General features: G+C 69.8%; 11 protein-coding genes and 1 pseudogene. 7 read left to right on the forward strand and 5 right to left on the reverse strand.

Annotated features, from left to right (window positions below; all coding sequences use genetic code 11):
* The first annotated feature begins 111 nt into the window (after positions 1–111).
* The 7 genes from ABT296_RS29285 (at position 112) to ABT296_RS29315 (ending at position 12,421) form a co-directional block, all read left to right on the forward strand.
* The gene (locus ABT296_RS29285) at positions 112–1,623 is read left to right on the forward strand and encodes an MFS transporter (protein WP_351931683.1); all 1,512 of its coding nucleotides are present in this window, start codon (positions 112–114) and stop codon (positions 1,621–1,623) included.
* A gap of 243 nt (positions 1,624–1,866) precedes the next feature.
* Entirely contained in the window at positions 1,867–3,588 is a 1,722-nt protein-coding gene (locus tag ABT296_RS29290; RefSeq protein ID WP_351931684.1) for an NAD(P)/FAD-dependent oxidoreductase, read from the forward strand.
* 23 nt (positions 3,589–3,611) lie between these two features.
* Positions 3,612–5,273: an NAD(P)/FAD-dependent oxidoreductase gene (locus ABT296_RS29295; protein WP_351931685.1), complete on the forward strand. Its 1,662-nt coding sequence runs from the start codon at positions 3,612–3,614 to the stop codon at positions 5,271–5,273.
* A 249-nt stretch (positions 5,274–5,522) separates the two neighbouring features.
* A complete protein-coding gene (locus ABT296_RS29300; RefSeq protein ID WP_351931686.1) occupies positions 5,523–7,022 on the forward strand; it encodes an FAD-dependent monooxygenase in 1,500 nt (499 codons plus the stop codon).
* A gap of 162 nt (positions 7,023–7,184) precedes the next feature.
* A complete protein-coding gene (locus ABT296_RS29305; RefSeq protein WP_351931687.1) occupies positions 7,185–8,921 on the forward strand; it encodes an NAD(P)/FAD-dependent oxidoreductase in 1,737 nt (578 codons plus the stop codon).
* A 56-nt stretch (positions 8,922–8,977) separates the two neighbouring features.
* Entirely contained in the window at positions 8,978–10,657 is a 1,680-nt protein-coding gene (locus ABT296_RS29310) for an NAD(P)/FAD-dependent oxidoreductase (RefSeq protein ID WP_351931688.1), read from the forward strand.
* Between the two features lie 84 nt (positions 10,658–10,741).
* The gene (locus ABT296_RS29315) at positions 10,742–12,421 is read left to right on the forward strand and encodes an NAD(P)/FAD-dependent oxidoreductase (RefSeq protein ID WP_351931689.1); all 1,680 of its coding nucleotides are present in this window, start codon (positions 10,742–10,744) and stop codon (positions 12,419–12,421) included.
* A 146-nt stretch (positions 12,422–12,567) separates the two neighbouring features.
* On the opposite strand, the gene ABT296_RS29320 is transcribed toward ABT296_RS29315, so the two are convergent.
* The 5 genes and pseudogenes from ABT296_RS29320 to ABT296_RS29340 all read right to left on the reverse strand — a co-directional run.
* Positions 12,568–13,086, reverse strand: a complete 519-nt coding sequence (locus ABT296_RS29320; protein WP_351931690.1) for a flavin reductase family protein — start codon at positions 13,084–13,086, stop codon at positions 12,568–12,570.
* Complete coding sequence (locus tag ABT296_RS29325) at positions 13,086–14,567, reverse strand: amino acid adenylation domain-containing protein (protein WP_351931691.1); 1,482 nt, start codon at positions 14,565–14,567, stop codon at positions 13,086–13,088. Before ABT296_RS29325 ends, ABT296_RS29320 begins: the two co-directional genes overlap by 1 nt.
* Positions 14,564–15,700, reverse strand: a complete 1,137-nt coding sequence (locus ABT296_RS29330) for an acyl-CoA dehydrogenase family protein (protein ID WP_351931692.1) — start codon at positions 15,698–15,700, stop codon at positions 14,564–14,566. Before ABT296_RS29330 ends, ABT296_RS29325 begins: the two co-directional genes overlap by 4 nt.
* 20 nt (positions 15,701–15,720) lie before the next feature.
* Positions 15,721–17,034, reverse strand: coding sequence for a cation:proton antiporter domain-containing protein (locus tag ABT296_RS29335; protein ID WP_351931693.1), 1,314 nt, complete (start codon positions 17,032–17,034; stop codon positions 15,721–15,723).
* Positions 17,035–17,077: 43 nt separating this feature from the next.
* Positions 17,078–17,541, reverse strand: a pseudogene (locus ABT296_RS29340) (2-oxoacid:ferredoxin oxidoreductase subunit beta); the annotation flags it as partial.

Here is a 17,541-nt window from a genome sequence, read left to right on the forward strand (position 1 = left end):
GTCGCGGTGACGCCACCGCCCCTTGCGGCGGCCGACCCGCACGGCCGAGCCAAGGTCCGCGGCCCCCGACCGGGGGGCCGCGGAACACGACGGAGAAAGGCATCTCCCCCCATGACCACATCCGAAGACCGGGTCCCCGGCGGCACCGCCGCCGGCTCAGCCCCATTAGCGAACCCCAAGCGCTGGACGGCCCTTGTCTTCATCTGCCTGGCGCAGCTCATGGTGGTCCTCGACATCACCATCGTGAACATCGCGCTGCCGGAGATGCAGGCCGACCTGGGCTTCTCCAACGAGAACCGGCAGTGGGTCGTCACCTCGTACACCCTGGCCTTCGGCAGCCTCCTGCTGCTCGGCGGCCGCATCGCCGACTACACCGGCCGCAAGCGTGCCTTCCTGATCGCCCTGGCCGGCTTCGCGATCGCCTCCTGCCTGGGCGGCGCGGCCGGGAACATCGAGATGCTGCTCACCGCGCGTGCGCTCCAGGGCGTGTTCGGCGCCCTCCTGGCGCCCACCGCGCTCTCGCTCATCACGGTCAACTTCACCGACCAGCGTGAACGGGCCAAGGCCTTCAGCATCTTCGGCGGCATCGTCGCCAGCGGCGCCGTCATCGGCCTGCTGCTCGGCGGTCTGCTGACGGAGTACATGGACTGGACCTGGTGCATGTACGTGAACGCCCCGATCGCCGTGATCGCCGCGTTCGGCGTGCTGTACCTCGGTCCGGAGCAGCGCGCCGCGGTGCGGGCCAAGTTCGACATCCCCGGCGTCCTGCTGGTCACCACCGGTCTCGTCGCGATCGTGTACGCGTGCAGCGAGGCCGAGTCCGAGGGCTGGGGCTCCGGTCTGGTGCTGGGGTTGTTCGTCACCGGAGGTGTGCTGCTGGCGGCGTTCGTGGCGGTGGAGGCGCGTTCCTCGCATCCGCTGCTGCCGCTGAGCGTGATCAGCGACCGCACCCGGGGCAGCTCCTACCTCGCGGTGGGCATCGCGATGATCGCCATGCTCGGCGCGCTGTTCTTCCTGACCTTCTACCTCCAGCTCGTCAAGGGCTACTCGCCGGTGAAGACCGGTCTGGCCTTCCTGCCGCTGCCGCTGGGCGTCGGCATGTTCGCCGGCGGTGTCTCCACCAAGCTCATCCCCAAGGTGCCGCCGCGCGCCCTGGTGGTGCCCGGCATGATCATCGCGACCTGCGCACTGTTCTGGCTGGCCGCGCTGGACCCGGGCTCCTCCTACTGGGCGATGGTCGCGCCCGCCCTGTACGTCCAGGGCGCGGGCATGGGTCTGGTGATCGCGACGGCGATGAACTACGCGACGTACCGGATCGCCGACGAACACGCGGGCGTGGCCTCCGGCACCGTCAACACCGCGCAGCAGATCGGCGGTTCGATCGGTACGGCGCTGCTCAGCACCCTCGCCGCGGACGCCGCGGCGGAGTACCTGGCGGAACACGCCACGCAGGGCAAGAACCCGGCCCTCGTCCACCAGGCGATGACCGAGGGCTTCACCACGGCCTTCACCTGGGCCGGCGTGATCATGGCCTGTGGCGCGGTGGCCATCGCGGCACTGATGAACACGCCCAAGCCGCAGCCCGGCGAGGTCGGGTCCGGATCGGCGGCGCACATGGGCTGACGTCTGCCGACGACACCCCGGCGGCCGGTCTTCCCCTTCGGGGGGAGGCCGGCCGCCGGCGTGCGTGGACACCGCTCAACCATGGCCGGCCGCCCCTCGGGGAGGCCGGCCCGTTCCTGTGTCCACCCGCCCGTACCTGCGCCTACGTTCCACCCGACCGGGACGTGAGTGCTCTTTGAGGCACTGCTTCTAGCTTGGCCGGATCAGACGCCCGAGCGGCTAAATGCGACCAAGGAGAGGCTTATGCCATCACCCCAGTACGACGTCGCGATCCTGGGGTCCGGCCTGGCCGGCACCACGCTGGCGGCCTGTCTCGCGCAGGGCGGGGCGAAGGTACTCGTCCTGGACGCGGGCACCCACCCCCGCTTCGCCATCGGCGAGTCGACCATCCCGTACACCTCGATGATGATGCGGCTGGTCAGCGAGCGGTACAACGTGCCGGAGATCAAGTGGCTGACCACCTTCGAGGCGGTCCAGTCGAAGATCTCCACCAACAGCGGGGTCAAGCGCAACTTCGGGTTCCTCTACCACCGCGAGGGCGCCCGGCAGAACCCGCTGGAAACCAACATGTTCCCGATCCCCAAGATCACCCACACCGAGAACCACTTCTACCGCCAGGACACCGACGCCTGGATGCTGAACGTCGCCGTCAAGTACGGCGCCGAGGTCCGCCAGCAGACGCGGATCGTCGACGTCGACATCGACGACGACGGCGTCACGGTCATCCCCGACCACGGCGACCCGGTGCGGGTGAAGTTCATCGTGGACGCCAGCGGTCACCGCTCGCCGCTGGCCGAGAAGTTCGGGCTGCGCGAGGAGCCCAGTCGGCTGCGCCACCAGTCGCGCTCGCTGTTCACCCACATGATCGGCGTGAAGCGGTACGAGGACACGCTTCCCAAGGGCACGCACAAGAACCCCAGCCCGTGGAGCGAGGGCACCCTGCACCACATGTTCGAGGGCGGCTGGATGTGGGTCATCCCCTTCGACAACCACCCGCTGGCCACCAGCCAGCTGTGCAGCGTCGGCCTCAACCTCGACCCGCGGATCCACCCGACGCCGGACTGCACCCCGGAGGAGGAGTTCCGCAACTTCATCGCCAAGTACCCCGACATCGCGCCGCAGTTCGAGGGCGCCGTCGCCACCCGCGACTGGGTGCGCACCGGGCGGCTGCAGTACTCCTCCAAGCAGACGGTCGGCTACCGCTGGTGCCTGACCTCGCACGCGGCCGGCTTCGTCGACGCGCTCTTCTCCCGCGGCCTGTCCAACACCATGGAGATCATCCACGCGCTGGGCTGGCGGCTGCTGGACGCCATCAAGGACGACGACTTCGCCGTCGAGCGCTTCGGGTACGTCCAGGAGCTGGAGCAGGGACTGCTGGACTTCAACGACGACCTCGTCGCCAACGCGTACACGTCGTTCGGCAACTGGTTCCTGTGGAACGCCTGGTTCAGGGTGTGGTCGCTCGGCCAGATCCTCGCCACGTTCGAGATCAACCGGGCCTACGCCACCTACCTCGACGACCGGGACCCGGCCGGGCTCGTGCGGCTGGAGCGCCAGGCACCGGACGGCGCGATCCCCGACTACGCACCGGTCCGCCGGCTGCTGAAGAACGTCAGCACCCTCGTGCAGGAGGTGCAGAAGGGCGAACTCGACCCCAGGGACGCCTCGGAGGAGATCCTCGCGCAGCTGCGCGCGGCCGACTTCGTACCGCCCGCCTTCGGTCTCGCCGACCCCGACAACCACTGGACGGACGCCTCGACGCTCAAGGTCCTCCAGACGCTGCGGTGGGCGAAGAACGGCGCCCCGGACGAGATCGGCGACCTGGTCCACGACGGGCTCACGCTGTTCCTGCGCAAGCGGTTCGACAAGGAGGAGTTCAAGGTCACCGAGGAGCTGAAGCACATCGCCGCGTACTGGCCGGTCGTCGGCCAGGTCATCAAGCGGCGTTCCGCCAGTGCGAGCTGAGAATCATCGATCAGGGGAGTGAGATGAAGCAGCAGTCGAGCACGACCTACGACGTAGTGATCTTAGGGACGGGCTTAGCCGGTTCCGTCCTCGGCGCCATCCTGGCCAAGGCCGGAAACAAGGTTCTGCTCCTGGACGCGGGGTCGCACCCGAGGTTCGCCATCGGTGAGTCCACCGTCGGCTACACCCTCGTCCACCTCAGGATGCTGGCCCACCGCTACGGTGTGCCGGAGATCGGGCACCTCGGCAGCCTGGAGGAGTGCAACGAGTACATCAGCACCTCCTCCGGACTGAAGCGGCACTTCGGCTTCATGATCCACCGCGACGGCCAGGAGCCCGACCCGCGGGAGATCAACCAGTTCCGGCTGCCCAAGGTCCTCCACCTGGCCAGCCACTACTTCCGCCAGGACATCGACCAGTACCTCTTCCACGTCGCCCTGAAGTACGGCTGCACCGCGCTGCAGAACTACCGGGTGGAGAAGGTCGACTTCGACGACACGGGCGTCACCGTCATCGGCGTGGACGGCACCACGCACCGCGCCCGCTTCGTCGTCGACGGCAGCGGCTTCCGCTCCCCGCTCGCCGAGCAGCTCGGCCTGCGCGACGAACCGACCCGGCTCAAGCACCACGCCCGCTCGATCTTCACCCACATGATCAACGTGGACCGCGTCGACGACCACGTCCGCATGGGCCCCGACGACGTCCCCCCGCGGCCCTGGCACGAGGGCACGATGCACCACATGTTCGACCGCGGGTGGTTCTGGATCATCCCGTTCGACAACCACCCCAAGAGCACCAACCCCCTGTGCAGTGTGGGCCTCCAGCTCGACCCCCGGCGCTACCCCCAGCCCGGCGACATGACGCCCGAGGAGGAGTTCTGGCACCACGTCGACCGGTTCCCGCTGGTGAAGCGGCAGCTGGCCAGGGCGCGCAGCGTCCGCCCGTGGGTGGGCACCGGCCGGCTGCAGTACTCCTCCAAGCAGGTCGTCGGCGAGCGCTGGGTGCTGCTGCCGCACGCGGCGGGCTTCGTCGACCCCCTGTTCTCGCGCGGGCTGTCCAACACGGCCGAGATCCTCAACGTGCTCGCCTGGCGCCTGATCCGGGCGCTGAAGCGGGACGACTTCGACCCCGCCCAGTTCGAGTACGTCGAGAAGCTCGAACAGAACCTGCTGCACTTCAACGACCGCCTCGTCAACTCCGCGTTCATCAGCTTCTCCGACTACGACCTTTGGAACGCCGTCTTCCGTATCTGGAGCTACGGTTCGCTGCCCGGCGCCTTCCGGATCATCCACGAGGACCTCAAGGCCCGCCGCAACAACGACGACCACGACATCTGGCGGGGGCTGGAGGACGTACCGAACCCCGGACTGTGGTGGCCGGACAAGCGTGAGTACCGGGAGATCTTCGACGAGGCCGCCGACTACTGCGAGGCCGTCGAGGCCGGCGAGATGAGCTCCCAGGACGCCGCTGACCGGCTGTTCGACAAGATGCGCAAGGCCGACTGGATCCCTCCGTCCCTGCAGATCGCGCAGCGCGACGTCAGGTTCATCGACCCCAGCCCGTCGAGGCTGCGCAACATGCTGCTCTGGTCACGTACCAAAGCGCCCGCCGACATGCGGCCGTACATGGTGGGCACGGCCGTCGAGGCGATCAAGCACTTCGTCAAAGGAAAACGGATCTTCTGACTTCCGCGGCAGGCCGCCCGCGGTCGGCGGGATGCCCAGTCCCGCCGGCCGCACCTCCGGGTCGGCCGACCCGTGCCATCCACATGGCGGAACGGATCATGCGAGGCGGCGCTCGCGTCGCGGTCAAGGCGCGGTCGAGGGACCGCCGCCACCCGCGCGGGCGCCACCGCCCCGCGCCCACCCGGCCGTCGGCACCGACGCCGTCGCGTCGGCCGTCCCTCCCGGCAACCGGATTGAGAGGTCATTGTTTTGGACGAGAAGACCCCCGCTTTCGACGTCGTAGTCGCCGGCGCCGGCCCCACGGGCCTGATGCTGGCGGGCGAACTCGCCATGGCCGGCGTACGCTGCCGCGTCGTCGAACGCCGCCAGGACCGCACCAGGGAGTCCCGGGCACTCGGACTGCACGGAAGGACCATGGAGGTCCTCAACATGCGCGGGATGGCCGAGGAGGTACTGGCACGCGCCAACCCCATCCCGCAGGTCCGTGTGTCGCTCGGCTCCTCCCTTTTCGACATGGGCCGACTCGCCACCGACTACGGACAACTGACCATCATTCCGCAGGGGGAGACCGAGGAGATCCTGGAGAAGCGCGCCACGGAACTCGGCGTCGTCGTGGACCGCGGGGTCGCCCTCACCGACTGCTGGCAGTCCGGCCGGTCGGTGGTGTGCACCCTGGAACAGGACGGCCGGGTCTGGGAGGAGACCGCCTCCTGGCTGGTCGGCTGCGACGGCTCGCGCAGCCGTGTCCGCGAGGCCATGGGCGCCGACTTCACCGGCGCCACCTACCCGTACACGATCATCGTCGCCGACGTGAAGCTGGGCGTGCCGCTCGACGACCAGCTGCTCATCCGCGTCGGCCGCGCCGGACTGGTCGTGGCGACCGACTTCGGCAACGGCTGGTACCGCATGGGCGTCATCGACCGGGACAAGCCCTGGTCGGACGAGCCCGTCACGCTCGCCGAGGTCGACCAGACCCTGGCCAAGCTGTTCGGCCGGGACATGCGGCCCAGCGAGCCCCTGTGGACGTCCCGCTTCCACATCCAGGAGCGGCAGGCGTCCTCCTACCGCCAGGGGCGCATGCTCATCGCCGGCGACGCCGCGCACGTGCACTCCCCGCTCGGCGGCCAGGGGCTCAACCTCGGCATCCAGGACGCCGTGAACCTCGGCTGGAAACTGGCCGCCGTGGTGGGCGGCCGGGCCGGCGACGACCTCCTCGACACCTTCGAACTGGAGCGGCGGCGGGTCTCCCAGGGGGTGATCAAGGTGACGGACATCGCCACCCGCATGATGACCTCCGACCAGTTGCCCGCGCGGATCGCCCGCAAGACCGTGATGTCCGTGGCCAGCCGGGTGCCGGTGACCCACCGGCTCGCGGTCGGGCACCTGTCCGGCATCGCCACCTCCTACCCGACGATGGCCGCGGCCGTCGGCGCGTCGTCCCTGGTCGGCACCCGGGTCCCCGATCTCACCATCGCCGGGGGAGGCCGCCCGAGGCGCCTGCACGAGGAGATGCGCAAGGGCGGCTTCGTACTGATCGACCGCACCGACGGCGCCCCGCTGCTGCCGTCGGTGCCCGAGGGGGACCCCGGCCTGCTGCGGATCGGCGGGCGCATAGTCGCCGACTCCGGGCCGTGGCGCAAGCCCGAGGTGGTGCTGATCCGTCCCGACGGCTACTGCGCCTGGGCGGGCTCGCGCGAGCACGCCCGGGGCCAGTTGTCCAACACCTATCTCCGCTGGATCCAGGGCTGATCCGGGATATCGCGCGGACCGTGCCGCCGCCTCCCCGGCGGCGGCACACCGCGGGCACGGCGCACCCGATGTGCTGCGGCCCTGAGCGGTGGCTGAGTGGGGCTTGAGTCGGTGGCCCTAACTTGCCCGAAACGGATGCGCGGATCGACCAAGGAGAGGCTCATGCCGACTCGCTCGAAGCACCCCACGTCGCCGCAGTACGACGTGGCCATCCTGGGGTCGGGTCTGGCGGGCACCACGCTGGCCGCCTGTCTCGCCCGCAACGGCGCGAAGGTCCTCGTCCTCGACGCGGGCACCCACCCCCGCTTCGCCGTCGGCGAGTCGACCATCCCGTACACGTCGATGCTGATGCGGCTGGTCAGCGAGCGGTACGACGTGCCGGAGATCAAGTGGCTGACGACCTTCGAGTCCGTGCAGTCGAAGATCTCCACCAACTGCGGGGTCAAGCGCAACTTCGGCTTCCTGTACCACCGCGAGGGCGCCCGGCAGAACCCGCTGGAAACCAACATGTTCCCGATCCCGAAGATCACCCACACCGAGAACCACTTCTTCCGCCAGGACGTCGACGCCTGGATGCTCGCCGTGGCCATCAAGTACGGCGCCGACGTCCGCCAGCAGACGAAGATCGTCGACGCGGAGTTCGACGACGACGGCGTGACCGTCATCCCCACCTCCGGCGACCCGGTGCGGGTCAAGTTCATCGTGGACGCCAGCGGCCACCGCTCTCCGCTGGCCGAGAAGTTCGGCCTGCGCGAGGAGCCCAGCCGGCTGCGCCACCAGTCGCGCTCGCTGTTCACCCACATGATCAACGTCAAGCCCTGGGAGGACACCGTCCCCAAGGGCAGCCACAAGAACCCCAGCCCGTGGAGCCAGGGCACCCTGCACCACATGTTCGAGGGCGGCTGGATGTGGGTCATCCCCTTCGACAACCACCCCCGCGCCACGAACCCGCTGTGCAGCGTCGGCCTCAACCTCGACCCGCGCATCCACCCCAAGCCGGACTGCTCCCCCGAGGAGGAGTTCCGCAACTTCATCGCCAAGTACCCCGACATCGCGCCGCAGTTCGCGGACGCCGTCACGGTCCGGGACTGGGTGAGCACCGACCGGCTGCAGTACTCCTCCAAGCAGACGGTCGGCTACCGCTGGTGCCTGACCTCGCACGCGGCCGGCTTCGTCGACGCGCTCTTCTCCCGCGGCCTGTCCAACACCATGGAGATCATCCACGCCCTGACCTGGCGGCTGCTGGACGCCATCAAGGACGACGACTTCGCCGTCGAGCGCTTCGAGTACGTCCAGGAGCTGGAGCAGGGCCTGCTGGACTTCAACGACGACCTCGTCGCCAACGCCTACACCGGCACCAAGAGCTGGTTCCTGTGGAACGCGTACTACAGGTCCTGGGTGCTCAGCCAGGCGCTCGCCACCTTCGAGATCAACCGGGCCTACGCGCGCTTCCTGGAGAACCACGACCCCAAGGTCCTGGACCGGCTGGAGCGCCAGGCGCCGAACGGGGCCATCCCCGACTACGCGCCCGCCCGCGAGCTGCTGAAGTCCATGAGCGAGGCGATCCAGGACGTCCAGAACGGCCGCCGTGACGACCGCGAGGCCTCCGACCACATCATCGGGCTGCTCGGCAAGGCCGACTTCATCCCGCCGGTGTTCGGCCTCGACGACCCCGACGTCCACTGGACCGAGGTCAACCCGATCAAGCTGGCGAAGACCCTGCGCTGGTCCCGCACCAAGGCGCCGAAGGAGATCGGCGACCTGACCTGGGAAGGGCTCACGCTCTTCATGAAGAAGCGCTTCGACCGCAGCGAGTTCCAACTCGCCGAGGAACTCAAGCACATGGCCGCGGGCTGGCCGGTGATCGGACGGGCCTTCCGGGTGCCCGAGCCCGAGTGAGCGCACCCGATCCGCATCCCGAGCACCAGCAGCCCGCCAAGCCAGAGGAGTTCCCCGTGTCCGACAGTCCCGCCCTGGTCAAGGGCCCGGAGCCGGTCTACGACGTGGCGATCCTGGGGTCCGGCATCGCCGGCTCCATGCTCGCCGCCGTCCTGGCCCGCAACGGCGTCAAGGTCCTGCTCCTGGACGCCGCGGCCCACCCCCGCTTCGCCATCGGCGAGTCCACCATCCCGTACACCCTGGTGTGTCTGCGCACGATCGCCGAGCGCTACGACGTCCCCGAGATCAAGACACTCGCCACCTTCACCAACAGCACCAAGGTGCTGGGCCCGAAGTTCGGTGTGAAGAAGCACTTCAGCTTCCTGCTCCACCACGAGGGCCAGGACCAGGACCCCAAGGAAGTCAACCAGTTCGGCACCCCGGGGCTGCTGCACGAGGCCAGCCACCTGTACCGGCAGGACACCGACTCCTACATGTTCCACGTCGCCCTGAAGTACGGGGCCCACTCCCGGCAGAACTTCCGGGTCGCGGACGTGGACTTCGACGACAGCGGGGTCACCCTGAGCACGGCCGAGGGGGAGCAGTACCGGGCCCGCTACGTCGTCGACGCCAGCGGCTACCGCTCGCCGCTCGCGGACAAGTTCAACCTCCGCGAGGACCCCTGCCGCTTCCTCCACCACTCCCGGTCCATGTGGAACCACATGACCAACGTCCGCCCCACGGACGACCTGTTCACCCACCGCTCGGCCGCGGACACCCCGCCCTCGCCGTGGTACCAGGGCACGGTCCACCACATGTTCGAGCGCGGCTGGTTCTGGGTGATCGGCTTCGACAACCACGAGTGGTCCCGCAACCCGCTGTGCAGCGTCGGCCTCACCCTCGACCCGCGCAAGTACCCCAAGTCCGCGGACATGACGCCGGAGGAGGAGTTCCTCGCCTACGCCGCCCGCTTCCCGGACATCGCCCGCCAGTACGAGGGCGCCCGCGCGGTGCGCAACTGGGTCTCCACGGACCGGCTCCAGTACTCCTCCCGGCAGACCGCCGGCGACCGCTGGTTCCTGCTCTCCCACGCGGCCGGCTTCATCGACCCGCTCTACTCCCGCGGCCTGTCCAACACCGCCGAGGCCATCAACAGCCTCACCTGGCGGCTGCTGGAGGCCGTCAAGGACGGGGACTTCTCCCGCGAGCGGTTCGACTACGTCGACAGGATGCAGCAGGGCCTGTTCGACTACAACGACTCCCTGGTCAACGCCTCGTTCATCTCCTGGAACGACTACGACCTGTGGACGGCCGTCTACCGGATGTGGGCGTGGGGCGCCAACGCCGGCACCTACCGCCTCTCCGAGGGCCTGTTCAAGTACTTCAAGGACGGCAACGAGCAGCACTTCAAGGACCTGGAGAAGGCCCCGCACCTCGGCCTCTACTGGCCCGACCACGACGGCTTCAAGGAGCTGTACGACCTCATGGTCGGCCAGGTCCTGGACTACGAGGCCGGCACGAGGACCGCACGAGAGGCGGCCGACACGATCTACGAGCAGTTGGAGACCGTGAACTTCGTGCCGAAGAACTTCGGCTTCGCCGAGCGCGAACTGCGCTTCATGATCCCCGGCCCCAAGACCCTGCTGAAGACCGCGCGCTGGCTGGCCACCGAGGCCGACCCGGTCGTCAAGCGGATGATGCAGGGCAACGGACGCGAGGCGGTCAAGGCGAAGCTGAAGGGCAAGCGCATCTTCTGACGACGCGCCCGGCGCCGGTCCCGACGGGGCCGGCGCCTGCGTCGCGTCCAGGGAGTGAACCGTGAACCGAGGGGAGTTGAACCCATGAAGACCAACCGAACCGCCCCTTCCGGCGACCGCGCGGCTCCTCCCGCGGACCCCCGGGAGAGGTACGACGTCGCCGTCCTGGGCGGCACCATGGCCGGCGGCCTGCTCGCCGCCGTCCTGGCCCGCCAAGGGGTACGGGTGCTCGTGGTGCCGAGCGCCGAGGACCGCAGCGAGCCGTCCGGCGAGACCACCGTGCCGTACACGGCCGAGGTGTTCCTGCTGCTGGCCAAGCGCTTCGACATCCCGGAGATCGCCGCCTTCGGCCTGTTCCCGGACCTCCCGGCGGACGTACGGCGGGACAGCGGCGTCAAGAAGAGCCTCGGCTTCCTCTACCACCGGCCCGGCCGGCCGCAGAGCCCCGGGGAGAGCGTCCAGTTCAACGTGCCCGGCGAGCACGCCGAGTGGCACCTGGAGCGGCGCACCGTCGACGCGTACACCCGGCGCATCGCCCACCGCTACGGCGCCGCCGTGCTGCCGCACGGGGTGCACGCCACCGACGCGTGGACCGAGGACGACGGGGCGCGCGTCGAGACCACCGACGGGCACGTCTGGAAGGCCCGCTACCTCGTCGACGTCAGCGGCCCCGGCTCCTTCCTGGTGGCGCGCAACGGCGGCGACGACCCCGAGCCGCGGCTCGGCCTGCGCTCCCGGGTCATCGCCACCCACATGACAGGTGTGAAGCCGTTCGAGGAGGTCCGGCCCACCGCGGACTACCCGCGCGCCACCGCCTGGTCCGAGGGCACCGTCCACCACCTCTTCGACGGCGGCTGGGTCCAGCTCGTCCGCTTCGACAACCACTCCGGCGGCGGCAACCCCGCCACCGGGGTCACCCTCAGCCTCGACCCCGACCGCTGGGACCACCTGCCCGACGACCCGGAGAAAGCCTTCCGCACGGTCGTCGAGCGCTTCCCCGACCTGGCGGAACAGTTCGCCTCGGCGACGGCCGTACGGCCCTGGACCCACGCCCCGCTGTGGCAGCGCACCGCCTCCCGGACCTACGGGGAGCGCTGGTTCGCGCTGGAGCGGACCGCCGCCCGCAACGACCTGTTCCTCTCCCGCGACGTCACCATGGCCACCGAGGTCGTGCACGCGCTCGCCACCGCCCTCGTCCCGGCCGTGCGCCGCGACGACTTCACCGAGGCGCCGTTCGCCCGGGTGGCCGCCTTCCAGGACGAACTCAACGCCTTCAACGACCGCTGGCTGCGCTGCGCGCGCGTCGCGGCCGGCGAGTTCGAGCTGTGGAACGCCTTCTCCCGGGTCTGGCTGCTCTGGCAGATCCTCGCCGACCTCTCGCTGAAGCGGGCCCGGCTGGACTGCGAGTCCGGCGTGGGGCGGGACTGGACGCCGGTGGAGCGCTTCGAGCTGGGCGGCATCTGGTTCGACGTCCCCGAGGGCCTGCGGGGCGTCATCGACCGCTCGCTGCGCACCATCGAGCGGGTCGGCGCGGGCGAGCTGTCCGCGGTGCCGGCGGCGGACGGCATCTTCGCCGAGCTGCGCCGCGAGAAGTTCATCCCGCCGCTGTACGCCTTCGGCGACCCGGCGGCGAAGGTCTACCACTTCACCCTCCCCAAGCGGCTGAAGATGCTCTGGTGGGTCAAGACCTCCGCCCCCGCCGACTTCCGCCGGCTGCTCACCCGCGACAACGTCACCTCGGTCACCTCGGCGGCATCCCGCTGACGGACGACCCCCGCACCACCCCGCACGCCGTCTCCCCACCAGGGAGGCGGCGTGCGGGCTTTCCCGACGCGAGGGCCTGGGACACGCCCGCGGCCCGCCACCGGGATCGGTGGCGGGCCGGGAGGGGAGAGCAGGGAGGGCGGGTGTCACATCTGCTGGGGAAGCAGGCGGGCGTACGCGCCCCGCCAGTAGGTGAGCGGGAAGCGCTCCTCCGCCGTGCCGCCGCCGACCACCCGGCCGATCAGCAGGGTGTGGTCGCCGGCCTCCACCGCGTCGTGCAGCTCGCACTCCGCGTGGCCGACCGTGACCGCCAGCAGGGGCGTGCCCGTGGCCGGACCCGGCGTCCAGCGGACCCGCTCGAACTTGTCGGTCGCGCCCGAGGCGAACAGCTGCGAGGCCATCTGGCCCTGCGAGCCGAGGATGTTGACCGAGAACTGGGCCCGGTCCAGCACCGCGCGGAGCGTCCCGCTGCGGTTGCTGACGCTCGCCAGCAGCAGCGGCGGGTCCACGGAGACACTGCACACCGCGGAGCAGGTCAGACCGCGCGGCTCGTCCTCCTTGTCCAGCGTGGTCACGATGGAGACCCCGCTGGCCAGCGAGCCCATCACGGTACGGAACAGCTGGATGTCGACGGACGAGGCCATCGTGGGCATGGCGGTCTGCATCACAGCTCACCACCCTCGACGGCCGTGACGAGCGCGGCCCGGTGCAGCTTGCCGTTGGCGGTCCTCGGCAGATCCTCGGCGATGTGCAAACGGTCGATGTTCATATAGGTGGGCAACCTTTCCGCACAACGGCGTTTGATGGCGAGCAGGGACGGCCGCTGACCCGGCGACGGGACGACGACCGCGTGCAGTTGGGAGGTGAGACCGGTGCCGATCACCAGCACCGTCACCTCGGCGACGGATTCGAGGGTGCCGATGGCCGCCTCGATCTCGCCCAGCTCGATCCGGTTGCCGCGGACCTTCACCATGTGGTCGCGGCGTCCGACGTACTCCAGGTTCCCGTCCGCGTCCAGGCGGGCGATGTCCCCGGTGCGGTACGGGCCCTCGTGGGGGCCGCGCCCCCAGTAGCCCAGCATCACCGTCGGGCCGGTGACGACGACCTCGCCCTCACCGCCCTCGGGCCCGTCCAGGACGACGGTGTCCCCGGAGCAGGCCGTGCCGATCGGCAGCGGGGTGTCCCGCTCCAGGTCGGCCTCGGTGACCTCGTAGGAGGTGCAGACGTTGGTCTCGGTCGGGCCGTACCAGTTCAGCAGCCGCACCCCCGGCCAGCTCTTGCGCAGCTCCTGGACGTGGTGGATGGCGAACGGCTCGCCGGCGAAGAGACAGACCCGCAGCGACGGCGGCGGGGGACCCTCCAGCAGACCGCCCTCGCGCATCATCAGGCTGATCGCCGACGGCACCGAGTACCAGACCGTGATCAGCCGCTGACGCATGAACTCGGCCAGCTGCACCGGCGCGTAGGCCAGCTCCTCCGGCACCAGGTGCACCGAGGCGCCCGACGCGAACGCGCCGTACAGGTCGAAGACCGACAGGTCGAAGTTGAACGGCGCGTGGTTCGACAGCCGGTCCGAGACCTTCAGGCCCAGCTCCGCGACCGCCCAGTCCACGAAGGCCAGCGCGTTGCGGTGACTGATCACCACGCCCTTGGGCTCACCCGTGGAACCCGAGGTGTACAGGATGTACGCCGGGTCGTCCGGCTCGTTGCGGTACGGCGTCGGACGGGCGCCGTCCTCGGCCCGGCCGAACAGCTCCTCGAAGCCGGCCAGCGGCGCCGCGTCGAACTCCGCCGCCCGGGCCCGTTCCACACCGGCCGCGTCGGCCACGACCAGCTTCGGTTCGCAGCCGGCCGCGATGCGGGCCACCCGGGCCGGCGGGTTGGACCCGGTGACCGGCACGTACAGGGCACCGACGCGCAGCGCGGCCTGCATCACGGCGATCGCGTCGACGCTCTTGCTGCTCCACACGACGACCCGGTCGCCGACCCCCACCCCGCTCTGCCGCAGGGCCTCGGCGTACCGGTCCGCGCGGCGGTCCAGCGTGCGGTAGTCGACGGGGCCGTCCGCCCCGTGCACGGCGACGGCGTACGGATTGATCCGCGCGGAGTCGTACAGCAGGCGGTGCAGACTGACGTTGCTGCTCATAGTCCCAGCTCCCTGGAGATGATGTCGCGCTGGATGTCCGACGTGCCGGAGAAGATGACCGAGGGCACCGCGTCCCGCAGCGCCGCCTCGATGCCCTCGGCGCGCTGGTAGCCGCGCCCGCCGAAGAGCCGGACGGCGTCCAGCGCGGTGGCCACCACGCCCTCGGAGACGGCGAGTTTCGACAGGGCGATCCACAGGGTGGCCGGGCCGCCCCGGTCCATCTCCCAGGCGGCGCGGTACAGCAGCAGGCGGGCGCTCTCGGTACGCAGCTTCATGTCCGCGATCCGGTGCGACACCGCCTGGAAGCGGGCGATCCGGCGCCCCGACTGCTTGCGGGTGCGGGCGTGTTCGACGGCCCGGTCCAGCAGGTGGTCGGCGAGCCCGAGGAACCCGGCGAACAGACAGCACCGCTCCCAGCCCATCGAGTGCTGGAAGATGAAGCCGCCCTGTCCCTCCTCGCCGAGGACCTGGTCGTCCGGCACGAAGCAGTTCTCGAACGTCAGCCGTCCCGCGGGCACATGGGCCATGCCCATCTTCTCGAAGGGCTCACCGATCGTCAGCCCGGGCGCGCCACGCTCCACCACGAACCCGGTGACGCCCAGATAGCCCGCCTTGGGATCGGTCGTCGCGTACGTCGTGAAGACGTCGGAGGCCGGCCCGTTGGTGACGAAGCTCTTCTCGCCGTTGAGGATCCAGCCGCCGTCGGTGCGCTCGGCGACCGTGGCCAGCCGGGAGACGTCGGAGCCCGCCTCGTCCTCCGTCATCGCGTTGCCCGCGATCAGCTCGCCCGAGCACATCCCGGGCAGCACCCGGGACTTGAGCGCCTCGCTGGCGAAGTCGACGATCGGCATGGCACAGGCGAACAGGTGGGCGGAGGCGCCGAAGACCAGCCCGGTGCGGTCGCAGCCGCGCCCGAAGGCCTCCACCCTGAGAGCGGTGTCCACGGCGCCCAGCCCGCCGCCGCCGTAGTCGGCCGGCACGGACAGCCCCAACAGGCCCAGCTCGCCGAGCCGTTTGAAGTCGCTGCGGTCGTAGTACTCGGCCGTGCCGTCCCCCGCGGGGAACACCTCCCGCACGGCGGCCAGCGTGCTGTCGTACGCCTGACGCTGTTCCTCGGTCCAGGCGAAGTCCATGGTGGATGACCGTCCTTCCGTCACTTGGGGGACGACGATGCGGTGAGGCGTATCACCGGGGGGGAGTTGAGCAGCTCCTCGTGGGCGCGCTCGTTCTGCTTGGTCAGCAGCTTCGTCAGCAGCGGTGCCGCCATCGCGGTCGTGACCAGTGCCATGACCACCATCGCGCTGAACAACTCCACGCTCAGCAGGCCCAGTTGCAGACCGACGTTGAGGATCACCAGCTCGGTCAGACCCCGGGTGTTCATCAGCAGCCCGAGCACGGTGGCGTCACGCCAGTCCATGCCGGTCAGCCGGGCCGGGATCGCCACCCCGCCGAGCTTGCCGAGGCAGGCCACCACGATGACCGAGACCATCACCAGCAGTCCGTTCCCGGTGATCGTGGTGAGGTCCACGGACAGGCCGGTCACCACGAAGAACAGCGGCAGCAGCAGCTTGCTGGCCTTCTCCGTCGGGCCGAAGGCCGACTGCATCAGCCTGCGGTCGCGCGGCATGACCAGACCGAAGAAGAACGCGCCGAAGATGGCGTGGATACCGATCTCGGAGGTCAGCCACGCCGAGCCGAAGGCACCGCACGCGCCGAGCACCATGACGTACTGCAACGCCGAGTCGGGCATCCTGTCGGTGAGTTTGCGCAGCACCGGCTTGACGACCCACAGCATGCCGGCGACGTACACCAGCGACCACACGAGCATCGTGATGAACGCGCCCGTCCCGCTGGCCGTCACCAGCGCCACGACCAGGGCGAGCATGCACCAGGCCAGGACGTCGTCGGCCGCCGCGAGCGCGAGCGACAGCGCGCCGGCGCGGCTGAACTGCAGACCCTGGTCGGCGACGATGCGGGCGAGCACCGGGAAGGCAGTGATCGACATCGCCACGCCCAGATAGAGGGTGAACTCGAACTCCCCGACCTGCTTGCCGTTCACGACTCCGTAGGTGCCGTAGATCACGGTGGCCAGGCCCATGCCCAGGGCCAGCGGGCAGGCGATCGAGCTGAGCCAGATGATGCCGGTGGACTTGCGGCGTCCGCTGAAGCTGCTGGAGTCGAACTCCCAGCCGATGACGAACATGAAGAGGATCAGCCCGATCTGGGCCGCGGTGCCCAGATGGGCGCGGGCCTCGGCCGGGAAGAACTTCTCGGGCAGGTCGCCCGGCAGCAGGCCGAGCAGGCTCGGGCCGAGGCAGATACCCGCGGTGATCTCCCCGACGACGGCGGGCTGGCGTATCCGGCGTGCGGCTGCGGCGAAGGCGACACCCACCAGGAGGGTCAGTGCCACGCCGCCGATCACTGTCGTGGTCAGCCATTCGGAGTTGCCGGCAGCGAGTGTGCTCACTGGTACTCCTTACGAGAGGGACGAAGGGTGGTACGGGCGCCGGTCAACGGCGCCAGGTGTCGCTTCCGGCGAGAACGGCCGCGAGGTCGCCCTTGCCGTGCTGTTGGACGGCCGCGTCCAGCTGGTCGGCCATCGTCGTGTCGTAGACGGCCCGCTCCACATCCCGGAAGACGCCGATCGGGGTGTGGTGCAGGGTGTCCGGATCGGCCAGCCGGGACAGGGCGAAGGCGGTCGTGGGCGACGCGGAGTGGGCATCGTGGACCAGGATCTCGGCCTCGTTGTCCGGGGTCACCGTGACGACCTCCAGGTCCCCCGTCGTCCGGTTGCGGACGACGCCCTTGGCGCCGTCGGCGCCGAAGCGGATCGGCCGGCCGTGCTCCAGCCGGATCACCGACTCCTGCGCCCGCTCCTTGTCCTTCAGCACCTCGAAGGCGCCGTCGTTGAAGATGTTGCAGTTCTGGTAGATCTCCACCAGTGCGGTGCCGGGGTGGGCGGCGGCCTGGCGCA

It is taken from the genome of Streptomyces sp. NPDC000983 (assembly GCF_040299205.1).
Lineage (GTDB): Bacteria > Actinomycetota > Actinomycetes > Streptomycetales > Streptomycetaceae > Streptomyces.